At 45.2% G+C, this 15,039-nt stretch carries 10 protein-coding genes; 4 read left to right on the forward strand and 6 right to left on the reverse strand.

Annotation, left to right across the window (positions count from 1 at the left end):
* Positions 1-16: 16 nt before the first annotated feature.
* The 3 genes from IGI71_RS14675 to IGI71_RS14685 all read left to right on the forward strand — a co-directional run bounded on the left by IGI71_RS14675 (position 17) and on the right by IGI71_RS14685 (position 4,352).
* Positions 17-1,099, forward strand: coding sequence for a phosphomevalonate kinase (locus IGI71_RS14675; RefSeq protein WP_016609860.1), 1,083 nt, complete (start codon positions 17-19; stop codon positions 1,097-1,099).
* Positions 1,096-2,136 carry a type 2 isopentenyl-diphosphate Delta-isomerase gene (gene fni, locus IGI71_RS14680; RefSeq protein ID WP_060791520.1) on the forward strand — a complete coding sequence of 347 codons (1,041 nt, stop codon included), beginning with the start codon at positions 1,096-1,098 and terminating at the stop codon, positions 2,134-2,136. The genes IGI71_RS14675 and fni overlap by 4 nt, the downstream gene beginning before the upstream one ends.
* A gap of 293 nt (positions 2,137-2,429) precedes the next feature.
* Positions 2,430-4,352 carry a heavy metal translocating P-type ATPase gene (locus IGI71_RS14685; RefSeq protein WP_060791521.1) on the forward strand — a complete coding sequence of 641 codons (1,923 nt, stop codon included), beginning with the start codon at positions 2,430-2,432 and terminating at the stop codon, positions 4,350-4,352.
* A gap of 82 nt (positions 4,353-4,434) precedes the next feature.
* On the opposite strand, the gene celB is transcribed toward IGI71_RS14685, so the two are convergent.
* From celB to rpsO, 4 genes are all read right to left on the reverse strand, one after another.
* Positions 4,435-5,775: a PTS cellobiose transporter subunit IIC gene (gene celB / locus IGI71_RS14690; RefSeq protein WP_060791522.1), complete on the reverse strand. Its 1,341-nt coding sequence runs from the start codon at positions 5,773-5,775 to the stop codon at positions 4,435-4,437.
* 2 nt (positions 5,776-5,777) lie between these two features.
* On the reverse strand, positions 5,778-7,178 hold the full coding sequence (locus IGI71_RS14695; RefSeq protein ID WP_060791523.1) for a glycoside hydrolase family 1 protein: 1,401 nt from the start codon (positions 7,176-7,178) through the stop codon (positions 5,778-5,780).
* A gap of 210 nt (positions 7,179-7,388) precedes the next feature.
* Positions 7,389-9,506 carry a polyribonucleotide nucleotidyltransferase gene (gene pnp / locus IGI71_RS14700; protein ID WP_005231801.1) on the reverse strand — a complete coding sequence of 706 codons (2,118 nt, stop codon included), beginning with the start codon at positions 9,504-9,506 and terminating at the stop codon, positions 7,389-7,391.
* A 470-nt stretch (positions 9,507-9,976) separates the two neighbouring features.
* The gene (gene rpsO / locus IGI71_RS14705; protein WP_005228072.1) at positions 9,977-10,246 is read right to left on the reverse strand and encodes a 30S ribosomal protein S15; all 270 of its coding nucleotides are present in this window, start codon (positions 10,244-10,246) and stop codon (positions 9,977-9,979) included.
* A gap of 216 nt (positions 10,247-10,462) precedes the next feature.
* Between rpsO and IGI71_RS14710 the strand changes: the two genes are divergently transcribed.
* A complete protein-coding gene (locus IGI71_RS14710) occupies positions 10,463-11,323 on the forward strand; it encodes a MurR/RpiR family transcriptional regulator (protein ID WP_005228070.1) in 861 nt (286 codons plus the stop codon).
* Positions 11,324-11,395: 72 nt separating this feature from the next.
* Here IGI71_RS14710 and IGI71_RS14715 read toward each other — a convergent pair whose 3' ends face one another.
* Together IGI71_RS14715 and IGI71_RS14720 are read right to left on the reverse strand one after the other, a co-directional pair.
* Positions 11,396-12,781, reverse strand: coding sequence for a glycoside hydrolase family 1 protein (locus IGI71_RS14715; protein ID WP_086295747.1), 1,386 nt, complete (start codon positions 12,779-12,781; stop codon positions 11,396-11,398).
* On the reverse strand, positions 12,778-15,033 hold the full coding sequence (locus IGI71_RS14720; protein ID WP_060791526.1) for a glycoside hydrolase family 3 N-terminal domain-containing protein: 2,256 nt from the start codon (positions 15,031-15,033) through the stop codon (positions 12,778-12,780). The genes IGI71_RS14715 and IGI71_RS14720 overlap by 4 nt, the downstream gene beginning before the upstream one ends.
* Positions 15,034-15,039: the final 6 nt, after the last annotated feature.

Genomic DNA, 15,039 nt, shown 5'->3' on the forward strand with positions numbered 1-15,039 from the left:
GATTAGGAGTGTCGAAATGATTGAACTATCCGTTCCTGGAAAACTATTTATTGCTGGTGAATACGCCGTTGTCGAACCTGGTCATCCTGCAATCATCGTTGCCGTTGACCAATTTATCACGGTCACTGTTGAAGAGGCCCGTAAAAACGGCAGCATCCAGTCTGCCCAATACAGCGACCTGCCGATTCGCTGGACGCGTCGCAAAGGCGAATTAGTCTTAGACCACCGGGATAACCCGTTCCACTATATTTTGGCAGCCATTCGTCTGACGGAAAAATATGCCCAAGAAAAAGGCATCCCCCTTTCCTTTTACGATTTAAAAGTGACCAGTGAACTGGATAACTCGAATGGTCGCAAATATGGCCTCGGTTCCAGCGGTGCCGTGACTGTTGCCACGGTCAAAGCATTGAATCTGTACTATCAAATGGAAATGGATCGGTTGACCCAATTCAAAATTGCGGCTCTTGCCCATCTCGCTGTTCAAGGCAATGGGTCGTGCGGTGATATTGCGGCCTCTTGCTATGGCGGCTGGATCGCTTTTTCAACCTTCGATCACGACTGGGTCTTAGCCAAACAAAAAGACCATACCTTAACAGAATTGATCGCTTTCGATTGGCCAGGATTATCGATCCGTCCCTTGACGGTTCCGAAATCTCTTCGACTGCTGATTGGCTGGACAGGCTCTCCTGCCTCCACCTCTGATTTAGTGGATCAAGTCTATCAATCCAAAGAAGAAAAAGAAAACGCCTATGCTGCCTTTTTAGCAGCCAGCAAAGACTGCGTCAATCGATTGATCGACGGCTTCTTAAATGAAGACAGTCGCACGATCAAAAAAATGATCACGGAAAATCGAAAGCTCCTGCGAGAGTTGTCTGCACTAACTGGTGTACCGATTGAAACCCCCGCACTTAAAAAGCTTTGTGATCTAGCAGAAAATTATTGTGGCGCAGCCAAATCTTCTGGTGCCGGCGGTGGCGATTGCGGCATCGTGATCGTTGACCAGAAAACCGGTATTTTACCATTGATGAGTGCGTGGGAAAAAGCCGAGATCACCCCATTGCCGCTGCATGTTTACCATTACCGGGAGGACCTATCATGAATCGAAAAGATGAACATGTTTCCTTAGCAAAAGCGTTTCATAAAGAACACAGCAACGATTTTGATGCAGTTCGCTTGGTCCACCAGTCCTTTCCGCAAATTGACGTGGCTGATGTGGCAATTACGACGACTGTCTTTGACCGCTCATTTTCCAGCCCTTTTTTCATCAATGCCATGACAGGCGGCAGTGAAAAAACCTTAAAAATCAATCAAGAGTTAGCAGAGATCGCGCAAGCCTGTGATTTGATGATGGCAACCGGCTCCGTTTCGGCTGCCTTAAAAGACCCAAGTGTCGCCGATTCTTTCCGCATCGTCCGCAAAGCCAATCCTGACGGCTTCTTATTAGCCAATATTGGTGCGGGCAGTCCCGTTGAAAATGCACAACGGGCAGTAGAACTGTTTGGCGCCGACGCCTTGCAGATCCATCTTAATGCACCACAAGAATTAGTGATGCCCGAAGGCGATCGTCAATTTAGCCAATGGCTGTCCTTATTGGAAAAAACGATTGCTTCCGTTGCCGTTCCGGTTGTCATCAAAGAAGTCGGCTTTGGGATGTCCCGTGAAACGATCCAGCAGTTACTGGCGATCGGCGTACAAACGATTGATGTTGCTGGTAGCGGCGGCACAAGTTTTACGCAAATCGAAAATGCTCGTCGAAAAAAACGTGAATTGGCGTATCTTGATACCTTCGGCCAATCCACCGTGATTTCCTTGCTGGAAGCAAATGAGATCCAACAGCCCTTTACCCGCATCGCTTCAGGCGGCGTTCGGGATGCTTACGATATCTTCAAAGCACTTTGCCTTGGTGCGGATAGCGTAGGACTATCCGCCACGATCCTCGTGCTGCTTTTGTCAAAAGGCAAAGAAGAAACCATCGCCACCTTACAATCATGGAAGGAACAGCTGCAGCTGCTCTACACAATGGCAGGACAGACAAGCACTAAAGACCTCACCAAGGTTCAGCTGATTTTTTCTGGCGCTGTCAAAGAGTGGTGTGAAGCACGTCAAATTCCCTTAGCAAAGTATAGTTTGCGTTGAGAGATCCAATCGCTGACTACCACATCAAATAAGTAAAAGCAGTACAATTCGTTTTTTATTGTGCTGCTTTTTTTGTGTTCTTTTTTCTATAATAGTAAGTTTCCATTTATCATTTGGATAGTAGCGTTATTTAATCGCTACTTGATAATCACTTTCATTATCAGGTACGTTGTTTTTTTACCATCTTGTTTTCGAATGTGCTATGCTCAAGTTGAGGGAGGAACAATCGATTATTTCTTGAGAAAAGGATCGGTTTTTCATTCCTAGACTACATTCAAAAGGAGGCGTTTCTTATGAGTAAATCAGAATCGTCGGCTGTTTTTTCAACGATCGCTTGTTTGCTATTGATGGCAACTGGCTTTCTTATGGCATCTTTTTCCATTCCTTATAGCTTTGTCCCTTATCTGTTAGCGATTCTTGCTGGTGGTTGGAAACAAACCTGGGAAGGCACGCAAGAATTGGTGCACGACAAACGGTTAAACGTCGATCTATTGATGGCATTAGCCGCCATTGGTGCCTGTATCATTGGTCATTGGTTTGAAGGGGCGATGTTGACCTTTATCTTTTGTTTGAGCGGTGCCCTTGAGGAATATACGACCAACAAAAGTACGCGAGAAATTAGTTCATTAATGGCACTGCAACCAACGACTGCCTTAAAAATGATTGAAAGTGGAGAGCTCGTCGAAGTACCAGTGGAAGCCCTTCAGTTAAAAGATACGATTATGGTGGCAAAAGGCAGTGCGATCCCGATCGACGGTATCGTGATCCAAGGAAACAGCAGCGTTGATGAGGCGGCCATCAGTGGCGAATCCATTCCTGTCGAGAAACGTTTGGGCAGTGAAGTATTTGGCGGAACCATCAACCTCGGTCAGCCATTGTACATTGAAGTTACCCAAACGAGTGAAAACACCCGCTTTGCAAAAATCATTCAATTGGTGGAAGAAGCACAGCAAATGCCAAGTCAAACGGCGACCCTGATTGAAAAAATCGAACGGATCTATGTGCCGATCGTCTTGATCGCCGTCCCGCTAATGATCGTTTTGTGTACGTTTTTCACGAATTGGGGGTTCCAAGAAAGCTTTTATCGCGGCATGGTCTTACTGGTGGTGGCATCTCCTTGTGCCTTAGTCGCCTCTGCTACTCCTGCGACCTTAGCAGCCATTTCTCACGCTGCTCGTTTGGGCGTTTTATGCAAAGGCGGACAAGCCTTGGATGCCTTTGCCAATGTCAAAGCGATCGCTTTTGACAAAACCGGAACGCTGACTCGTGGCAAACCTGCTGTCACTGATGTCCATCTGTTGCTGGATGAACCCTTTATTCCCCAACTGATCGTCGGGATGGAAAAACAATCAAATCACCCATTGGCTGAAGCGATCTTGGCGTATTTTCACGATGAAAAGCCATTGGAATTAGCCGTGGAAGAACAAGCGGGGGTCGGTCTAGCCGCCACTTACCAAGCTGCCCATTGGACGATTGGAAAAGAAGTCGATCTAACATCTGTTGCTGCCAATGAGCAAACTCGCATCCACGAATTGAAAGCAGCTGGAAAAACCTTGATTTATATCAATCGTGACCGTGTGTTAGCAGGGTATTTAGCGCTATTGGATCAGCCCCGTCCTGAAGCTCGTGAGAGTCTTGCCTACTTCAATGAGCAGGGGATTCACACGACGATGCTGACGGGTGATCATTTAGGTACTGCTAAAGTGATCGCAGCAGAAATCGGCTTGTCTGACTACGAAAGTGATTGCCTGCCTGATGAGAAAACCACTCGGATCAAAGAAATGAAAGAAACCTACAAAATCAATGCGATGGTCGGTGATGGGATCAATGATGCCCCCGCCTTAGCGACCGCAAGTGTAGGAATCGCGATGGGCGAAGGAACTGACGTCGCAATGGATGTGGCGGACATCGTCTTGATGAAAAATGATTTGCTGCGCTTGGTCGACAGTCACCGTTTGGCTAAAAAATTACAGCGGATCATCAAACAAAACATCGTCTTTTCTATCAGTGTCATCTTGTTGCTGATTGCTTCAAACTTCCTTGAATTTCTCACGCTGCCTCTAGGGGTCGTGGGTCATGAAGGAAGCACGATCTTAGTCATCTTAAACGGGTTGCGTATGCTTTTGCCATTACACAAAGAAACACCCCAGCAAGCCAAACCAACTCGCAAAGATTGTGATGATTGCGTTTTGTATCAACAGTCTTTGCATACGTGATCACTACTTGCATTAGAAAAAACGCCCGTTGTTGGCACTTCACTAGAAGTCCATCAACGGGCGTTTTGCTGTTTTTTCCTATTTATGCGTGATTGGCAAGTTGTTCCGTGTAGAGTTTGCCATCGTACATCTTAAAGAATGGATAATAGCAGAGAATGGAAACCCCTAAGTTGATCAAAGCGATCAGGATGGCTCGGAAATCACCGCCAGTTCCTAAAAACGCCCCAATTCCGACTGGCGAGATCCAGGGAATGCCAGTAATGACTTTATCGACAAAGCCAAATGAGCTAGCAAAGTAAGCAATCGTGACGTTGATCAAAGGGGTTATGATAAAGGGGATGATCAAATACGGATTGTAGACGATCGGTGCCCCGAAGATCACTGGTTCATTGATATTAAAAAGCCCTGGTAAGATCGCTGCTTTTCCTAAGACTTTGAGCTGTTGTGATTTTGCCACAAACAGCATCAATAAAACCAATCCAAGCGTACTGCCTGCGCCGCCCATAAAAATATACATGTTCACGAAATCCCCAGCAAAAATATTATTGGCACCATCGATATTTTCCGTTAGAGCCACCAAAAGGATGGGATTGATGAAACTATTTTTAATAACAGCCGTCCCATGAACCCCCACTGCCCATAAGAGATGGATAAGGAGCATAATCACGATGATTCCTAACCAAGAACCCGTCAACTCTTTCACGAATTCAAATGGTTTGGACAGCAATCCGTGAAGATCCGTGTGGAAAACCGCCAGTACCCCGTTGATCGCCACCATCAAAAAGGCGATCAAAATCGCTGGGATCAATGACGCAAATGCTTTGCTGACTCCATCAGGAACCCCTTCAGGCATCTGGATGGTGATCTTTCTTCTTACACAAAAACGATAGACCGACGTAGCAAGCACTGCGGTGATAATCCCAATAAAGATGCCTACCCCGCTAAAGCGTGTGATCCAACCGCCTATGGCGATTCCATTGTAAACAATGGCAGTTTCGCTGTCTGACTGCAGCAATTGAGCTGCCCCATCGGTAATGTCGACTTGGACGATCGTCATTAAAAAGGCAAACAAACTTAATAACGCCCCTACAAAACTGCTCATAGTCAAATGATCTTCTTTATGATAAATCTCAGTTAAATAATACCCTGTTGCTAAACAATAAAAAACAGCAATCGAGCCGACAGACATCGTGGTCACGACACTATAAAGCGGTGAAAATCGTAAAATCGTTTGTTCGAAAAAGCCAGCCAGTGGTGGAATGATCTGCGGTAAATTATTGATGATCAAAAAGATCGATCCGACGATCGTAAAAGGGACCGTAATAATCCCTGCTTGCATGATTGCGCGAATAAAGCGTAAATTCGCCAACTTATTCAAAGGCGGCATCAAACGCGTTTCTAAAAAGGTAAAAACACTTGTCATCGTTACTCCTCCAACGAAGGGATCGCCCCTTCTTCAATCAGCTTTTGATACCAATAAAAGCTGTCTTTTCTCACTCGTTTTTGTTCTTTTTCCTGTGCATCATTGCGATCCACGTAAATAAAACCATACCGTTTTCGAATCCCCTCATGTACACTGATCAAATCAATGGCAGACCACGGACTGTATCCGATCAGATCCACCCCAGCATTGATCGCGGCTAAGCATTGGCTGATATGCTGCGACAAATAATCGATACGGTACGGATCATGAACCGTGCCATCTGCTTCTAGATGATCTTCTGCCCCTAAGCCGTTTTCGGTAATGATGATCGGCAAGTGGTAACGATCATAAAGAGTCTGCAACGTCGTTTTCAGTCCCAAGGGATCGATGGTCCAATTGAAGGCATTTTTCTTCAAGAACGTATTGGTGAACCCTTTGTAAAAACCACGTTCCATAATGTCTTCACTTTGCTGATCGCTGATGCCGTTTTTCATGTCCCCAGCTTCCGTCGGCTGCTCCACTGTCACCGTGGTGTAGAAGTTCATCGCGACAAAGTCAGGCAAAGCCCGTTTCATCAACGCCTCATCCTCCGGACCAAAGTCAATCGTGAGCCCGTTTTGGTTCAAATAATCTTGAAAGACCGTGTTGTAACGACCGAAGCAGGCAAAATCAAGGTAAGCCCAGTTCCGGACACTGTTGAAGTACAACGCTGATTGGTTGTCTTCTGGTCGACTAGTCGCCGCATAGACCAACGAAATATTTGGCACCGGTCCGATTTTGCCATTTGGAACGATTTCATGACACGCTTCGAAGGCATATTTTTCAGCGATCATCAGGTGATGAAATTGCTGGTATTTTTCTGATAATGGAATCTTTTTCCCTAATATTTTTTGATCCACCAGCAGCATGATATTTGGTTCATTGATCGTCAGCCAGTGCGTCACTCGATCCCCATAGGCCGTAAACAGCGTTTTGGCATATGCGGCAAATGCCTCAACGGTGCTGCGTTTTGTCCAGCCGCCTTCGTCTTCCAATGCTTGCGGCAAGTCAAAATGGTTCAACGTCACAAAGGGCTGAATCCCGTGTTTCAGCAATTCATCAATGAGATCGCTGTAATGATCCAATCCTTTTTGATTGACGGTACCGCGCCCTTCTGGAAAAATTCGCGACCAAGCGATCGAAAAGCGGAAAATTTTGATCCCCATTTCTGCTAACAAGGCGATATCCTCTTTGTACTGGTGGTAATGGTCGACAGCCACTGTAAAATCTGCGATCTCATGGTTGTCTCTTGGACGAGTATCTTGGACACTCAGCCCCTTACCGTCGGTTTGATACGCCCCTTCGGTTTGGTGCGCGGAAATCGATGCTCCCCACAAAAAATCGGTTGGAAATGTTTGTTTCATATCGTACTCCTTATCCTAAATAAGATGCGTTTGACATCTTAGAATTATTGCTTGCATAGCAAAGACAATATTCTGAATTATCTCTTATTTTTCGCGGTAACGCAAAAAATAACTCCTGTCAAGTAAGACCCTCTTGAAGAGCTGCTACTTAGACACAAAAAAAGCAAAGTCCAGTTTCCTAGACTTTGCTTATGATTTAGAAGTAGCAGCTTATTTTTTCTCTGCTTTGTCTTCGTTCAATAGTGCTTTTCTTGAAAGGTTCACACGACCTTGTTTGTCGATTTCTGTAACCTTCACTAAGATTTCGTCGCCTTCTTTGACAACGTCTTCCACTTTGTTGACCCGTTCGTTCGCAAGTTGTGAAATATGAACTAAGCCGTCTTTGCCTTTGATCAAGTTGACAAACGCACCGAATTTTTCAATACGGACAACTTTCCCAAGGTACACTTCGCCAACTTTTACTTCTTTCGTCAATTCTTCAATGATCTTGATGGCTTTTTGGATCATTTCTGCATCAGCAGAAGCAATCGAAACTTTTCCGTCTTGATCGATATCGATTTTCACGCCAGTTTCATCAATGATGCCATTGATGGTGTCGCCGCCTTTACCGATTACATCTTTGATCTTCGCAGGATCGATTTGGATCATTTCGATCTTCGGTGCGTATTGGCTTAACTCTTCACGAGGAGCAGCCAATGTTGATGTCAATTCATTTAAGATTTCCATCCGTGCTTTTTTCGCTTGATCTAATGCTTCTGTCAAGATTTGTTCAGTGATTCCTTGGATCTTGATATCCATTTGTAACGCAGTGATCCCATCTTTGGTTCCAGCAACTTTAAAGTCCATATCGCCAAGGTGATCTTCTAAGCCTTGGATATCCGTTAAGATCGTGTAGTTTTCACCATCAGATACAAGTCCCATTGCGATACCTGCAACTGGTGCTTTGATTGGCACCCCTGCATCCATCAATGCTAAGGTTCCTGCACAAATACTTGCTTGAGAAGAAGAACCATTTGATTCTAATACTTCTGCAACAAGACGGATTGTGTAAGGGAAGTCTGTTTCATCAGGAATCACTTGTGCTAAGGCACGTTCGCCTAATGCACCATGACCGATTTCACGACGCCCTGGTGAGCCAGCACGACCAGTCGAACCAACAGAAAATTGAGGGAAGTTGTAATGGTGGATGAATCGTTTTGATTCTTCAACCCCTAATCCATCAATGATTTGGTGTTCACCTAAAGGTGCCAACGTACAAGCAGACAATGCTTGAGTTTGTCCCCGAGTAAATAGACCAGAACCATGAACACGTGGCAATAAGCCAACTTCTGATGCCAATGGACGGATTTCGTCTAATTGACGGCCATCCGGACGAATCTTGTCGATGGTGATCAATTCGCGTACCACATCTTTTTCAAGATCTTCTGCGATTTGTTTCACTTCTTTCAAGAATTGTGCTTCCTCTTCATGTCCAGCAAATTTTTCTGCATATACTTCTTTCACTGTGTCTTTGACTTTATCGATCTCGTCTTCACGAGCCAATTTTTCTTCCGTCATAACAGCAGTTTTCATTGTTTGGTAGTAGCCGTCGAAAATTTCTTTTTTCAAGTCAGCATCTACTTGTAACAATTTGACTTCCATTTTTGGTTTGCCCACAGCTGCGACAACTTCTTCTTGGAAGGCAACCAATTCTTTGATAGCATCAAAACCGAATAATAACGCACCTAACATGTCTTCTTCAGAAACTTCTTTCGCTCCTGATTCAACCATGTTGATGGCTTTTTTCGTTCCAGCTACTGTCAATTCGATATCAGTTTGTTCTGCTTGTTCTACTGTTGGATTCAAGACATATTCGCCATTGACCCGACCGACATCGACACCAGCGATCGGTCCGTCAAACGGGATATCTGAAATAGATAACGCTAAAGAAGAACCTAACATTGCTGCCATTGCTGGCGTACAATCTTGTTCAACACTCATTACGATGTTTGTAACTTGTACTTCGTTACGGAAGCCTTCCGCAAACATTGGACGGATCGGACGGTCGATCAAGCGGGCAGTCAATGTTGCTTCCGTACTTGGACGTCCTTCACGTTTGATAAAGCCACCAGGTACTTTCCCTACGGCATACATTTTTTCTTCGTAATTGATCGTTAATGGGAAAAAGTCGGTATCTTTTGCTTCCTTAGATGCAACCGCTGCACTTAGGACAACCGTGTCGCCATAACGAACCAATACAGCTCCGTTTGCTTGCTTGGCTAATTGGCCAACTTCTACTTCTAATGGGCGGCCGCCCCAAGTTGTTTTGAATACTTGTTTTTCTGTCATGTTCTGCTCCTTTTCATCGGATCCCAGCAAGTCACTACTAAACAAATGAAAAAATCGGAATGTCGTTCCGCTGCTTTCATTTGGTTAGTAGGATGCTGCTTACAAGGACCCAAAATTCTTTTTGGCTGCGCTTTTTGATTCACCAGTCAAAAGGCCGCTATTTCGGTGTTTCACTTTTTAGATGGCTCGAGATCACCTGTCAGACTGCATCAGCTGTTTTAGCCGACAATGCAGTCGCAGTGATTCCGCTGCTTGGTTACTACGCTCGCTGCTCTCGCCTAGTAGGTTTCATCATCTGCTCTGTGCGGCTTACGCCGCCCAGTCGCAGTGATTCCGCTGCTTGGTCACTACGCTCGCTGCTCTCGCCTAGTACTATTCATCATCTGCTCTGTGCGGCTTGCGCCGCCCAGTCGCAGTGATTCATAGCAAAAAAGTGAGATTCGGGTTGAACCTCACTTTTCTTTGTTTGATTAACGACGTAATCCTAAAGCTTGGATTAATTCGCGGTAACGTTGTACGTCTTTTTGACGTAGGTAAGCCAATAAGTTACGACGATGTCCAACTTTTTTCATCAACCCACGGTATGAATGGTGGTCTTTTTTGTGCATACGTGCATGTTCGTTCAAATGGTTGATTTCTTCTGTTAAAACAGCGATTTGAACTTCTGGAGAACCAGTATCTCCTTCATGACGTGCAAATTTGTTGATGATTTCGTTTTTGCGTTCTTTTGAAATTGCCATGTTTTTCACCTCTTTTTCTTTTTCCCCTGCGACTGAGTAAAACGTTGGTGATTCGTTAAACCAAGTAACAGGTACTGTGCTTTTCACACGTAATTACTTTACTTGATTCTAAGTAAAAAAGCAAGTTTATCTACCTATTCTTTTCGTTTCTTTTGAAAGCTCCTCCAAAACTTATGTTATACTTAGGATACTACTCTATCTAAAGGAAGTGTAAGGATGAGCGTTCTTTCCCGAATCGAGAGCATGAAAAATGAATTATCGCTTTCTGAGAAGAAACTCTTCGCATTCATGGAGGCCAATCCTGAAAAAGTGCCGTCGATGACTGCGAGTCAATTAGCAGAAGCCACTGGGATCAGTGCACCAACCGTTGTCCGTTTTGCGAAAAAAACCGGCTTTGCTAGTTTGACAGATTTAAAAATACAATTATCTGCCGAATCCGGCTTGCGCCACAATGCCAATGAGCATTTAGGCTATGCCGATGTTGAATTAAACGAGCCCTTTCATGCCATCACCTCAAAATTGAGCCACAATGCCCAGGTGACTATGAATGAGACGGCTCAATTATTAGAAGAACAGCTGATGTTGGCTGCCGCTGAACTGATCGCGACTCGTGAACGCATCTTTGTCTGCGGGATCGGTGCTTCCTCATTGATCGCACAAGATATCCAACAAAAATGGACTCGTTTAGGCAAGATCGTCGTGTTTGAAAATGACTACAATCTCTTGTTGCCGCAACTTGTCAAAAACGAGAAAAAAAGTCTGGTCTGGGTCATTTCCAACAGTGGACACACGCCTGAGATGGTTCACTTAGCCGAAATCGCTAAAAATCTTGGCGTTCCGATCCTGTCACTCACCCGCTTTGGCAGCAACCCGTTGACGAAGTTGGCGGATGTTCCCCTACAAGTGTCCCGTTCCAAAGAAGCCAACCAGCGGAGTGCCGCTACCAATTCAATCATCGCCCACCTATTGGCGGTCGATGTCCTTTTCTATGTCTTTTTAAGTAAAAATGAAAAGTTGGCACGAAATATCTATGCGTCACGCCAAGCCATCGCTGATTTTCGTGAGAAGTATTTGTAAAATGTTCATACCCAAAAGAAATCCGCAGGAACATGTTCCTGCGGTATTTTTGCTTCTAATCGGACACTTTGATCAATCAATGGCATTTTTAGCAGCTACTTCTGCCAACCAAAAACTGGATGCTTTGGGATAACGCTCGAAGTTATTCTTCAAATCTACTCGATAAAAACCATAGCGGTTTTTATAAGCGTTCAACCAGCTCCAGCAATCCATAAAGGTCCACATATGGTAGCCGAAACAAGGTGACCCATCTTCGATCGCGCGATGCAGCTGACGCAAATGGTCTTCAACAAAGGTAATCCGGTACGTATCATTGACCTGTCCCGTGGCGTCCATGAACCGTTCTTCCTCTGACACCCCCATGCCATTTTCGGAAATAAACCATGGCATGTTTTGATAGTCATTCTTCAGACGCATCGCAATATCGTAGATCCCTTCTGGATAGATTTCCCAGCCACGATGAGGATTGATTTTTTTCTCTGGCCAATCGTACCCACGAAACAACTGACGCGGCTCAAAGGGATGGGATGCTGCATTCTGCGGAAGGGGCGCTTGGATCCGCAACGGTTGATAATAATTGCAACCGATAAAATCTACGGTATTTTCACGAAAAATTTCCGCATCTGCTGCCTCATATTCAGGGGTCAATTGATGCTCCTTGAACAAGCTCGTTAGTTTTTCAGGAAATTGTCCATAAACGACACAGTCCAAAAAACTGCGAATATACAAGAGGTCCGCCCATTCAGCGGCTTCTCGATCAGCCGCTTCTTGGCTTTTTGGATAAACAGGTGACAAATTCAAGATGATACAGATTTCTCCATCAGGAAGTGCGAGTTTACGAAACTCAGCAACTGCCTTCGCATGAGCTAGCAAAGTATGATACCCCACTTGGATCGCCCGCTTGAAATCACGCACTTGCGGCCAATGAGCATCTCCGTAATACCCACATTCAATATGCACCAATGGTTCATTAAAGGTCGCCCATTTTTTCACTAAATCGCCGAATTGTTCAAAAGCAGTTTTTGCATAAAATGCAAAATGGTCAACGGATTCCCTGGCTTCCCAGCCTCCTTTCTCCATCAGCCACCAAGGCATGTCAAAATGAAACAAATTAATGATCGGTTCGATGCCTTGATCCAGCATTTCCTGAAAATATGCCCGATAAAACTTTACTGCCGTCTGATTCAATGTTTTTCCGTCTGGTAATAAGCGGGTCCATGCAATCGATGTCCGATAGGAATTTAAGTTCATGGCCTTCATGTTTGCCACGTCTTCACGGTATTGATAGTAGGTATTTGAAGTGTCGCTTGGTCCGACACCATCGTAAAAGCGTGACGGCTCTAACTCAAACCATTTGTCCCATGTAGAGGGACTTTTGCCGTCAACAGCCGCAGCCCCCTCGGTTTGCGGTGCTGACGCGGCCGCTCCCCATAAAAAGTTTTTTGGAAAGTGAATCATTCTTTTGCTCCTTTCTGAGTTACCTGCCACGTACGGTCAGGGTTGGATCGTTGAAATAAAAATCGATACTGCTGACCTGCTGTTTCGACTTCCAGACAAAACGATGCAGTATCTTTCAAAGAAATTGCCAGCTGCTGCAATGATGCTTCATCGATCACGAGTTGAAAAGCTACTTGCCCTTGATTAGGCACCCATACTTTTTGAAAGCCACACAGGACTTTTTTTCTCGGCACATATGCTTTTGTGTACTCTTTTAGATAACATTGAATGACTTCTTTGCCAGAAACTGCAGAATGATTTTCGAGTGTGCCGCTAACGATAATGCCTTCACCTGCATATTCAGCCGAAACCGCGCTGCAAGTAAAAGAGGCATAACTAAGACCATAACCAAAAGAATATACTGGTGCGCCGTTTTGATCGAGGTAGTCTTTTTGAAACGCTGTGTTGCGATAATTATAACAGACTGGCAGCTGTCCAACCGTATCAGGAATAGAAACTGCTAATTTCCCACTAGGAACCGTTTCGCCAAAAAGAATCCGAGCAATCGCTTCCCCTCCATATTGGCCGGGATAGCCAGCGTAAAGCAGTCCATCGAATACTTCTTTCAACGGAGCTAAGCAATGCGGTCGTCCAGAAATCACGATCCCAATCAGCGGCTTTTTCCTCTTCTTCAACGCAAACAGTAAATCCAACTGGCATTGCGGCAAATCGAGGGTAGCTAAGTCGATGTTTTCTCCGCTGGTCATTTCCTGAGATCCCCTTAAGGCGGCGCCGTTCTTGTCAAAATCCGTTGTGAAATCACGGGCACTGGAGCCACCAATCGTCACTAAGATGACATCAGCGTCTTCTGCGATCTGACAAGCCTGCCGTCGTTGCGCCGTTGTTCCATTGGCGATTTCGCAGCCTTTTTCGTAGGCGAAATCCACTTGATGCGTATTTAATTTGGTCAACCCTTCCCAAAGAGTCATACACATTGCTTCCTCCTTAAATGGGGTATAATCCCCCAGCTGATGATACAGCTGTTTAACGTGAGGACCAATGACAGCAATTTTTTGTCGCGTTTTCTTCAAAGGCAAAATGCCATTGTTTTCTAGTAAGACGACGGATTCTTCTGCTAATTTTAAGGAAGCTTGTCGGGCCTTTTCTTTGTCTGGCAATGAAACGTGGGGCGTTGCTTCTTTAAACAAGCCAAGTTTTTCTTTCAAAAGAAGCACACGCCGGACCGCCTCGTCGATAACCGTTTCCGCAATCAATCCGTCAAGGACAGCTTCTTCCAATACAGGGAAAACTTCGTCCCATAAACTAACATCTACACCGCTGGTCAAGGATTTGGCGGCTGCTTGCGAGCGACTTCCCAGCCAGTCAGCAATCCGATCCAACCCACACCCATCAGCCATAACGATTCCCGCAAAGCCACTTTCTTCTCTTAAAACATCTTGCAGCAAATACGCATTGGCATGGCAAGGAACGCCATCTAGATCATTGTATGCAGCCATACACCCCAAAGCCCCAGCAGCAATCCCCGCTTTCATTGGTGGCAGATGAATTTCACGGAATTCCCGATCACCGATCGCCACTGGTCCTGCATTGTGCCCCCCCATTCCTGCACCTTGGGCAGCAAAATGCTTCAACACCGCTAAAACGTTCTGTTTTTCTATCGTTGTTTTTGATCCTTGCAATCCTCTGACGGCCGCTTTGGTAAAGCTGCTGGTTAAAAATGGATCTTCACTGAAACATTCTTCAGTTCGTCCCCAACGCGGATCTCTAGTAATGTCCAATGCGGAAACTAAGCCGACATGGGCCCCTTTTGCTCGAATCTCTTGAGCAGTGATAGTTTGGGCCGCTTGATACAGGTCGGGATTCCAACTAGAACCGACACTAAAATTGACCGGAAATGTCGTGGCTTCCAAACCTTGGTGCCCGTGGGGACACTCTTCACTGAGAAAGGCTGGAATCCCCAACCGAGTGTGCTCCTGCAAATAAGTTTGAATCATAAGGGATAGCTCATAGGACTCCGCGGTCGTCAGGCCTGTTTGCTGATTTCTACCTGACCAAGGATCAGCCCGAAACACGCCGTAGATCCAGCCAAGACTGCCAAAACGAGCTACTTCTTTTTTAAAGGTTTCAGTCAACATAATTTTTCCGTTAGTTTTTTCATAAACTTCCCAACCATACAGACGCTGATTCAGCTGGCCGATTTTTTCTTTCAACGTCATTTGCCGTAAAAGTGTCTCAATCATATGCTTCTCCATTTCTAT

Source organism: Enterococcus sp. DIV1279b, from assembly GCF_050531515.1.
In the GTDB taxonomy this organism is placed as follows: domain Bacteria; phylum Bacillota; class Bacilli; order Lactobacillales; family Enterococcaceae; genus Enterococcus_D; species Enterococcus_D casseliflavus.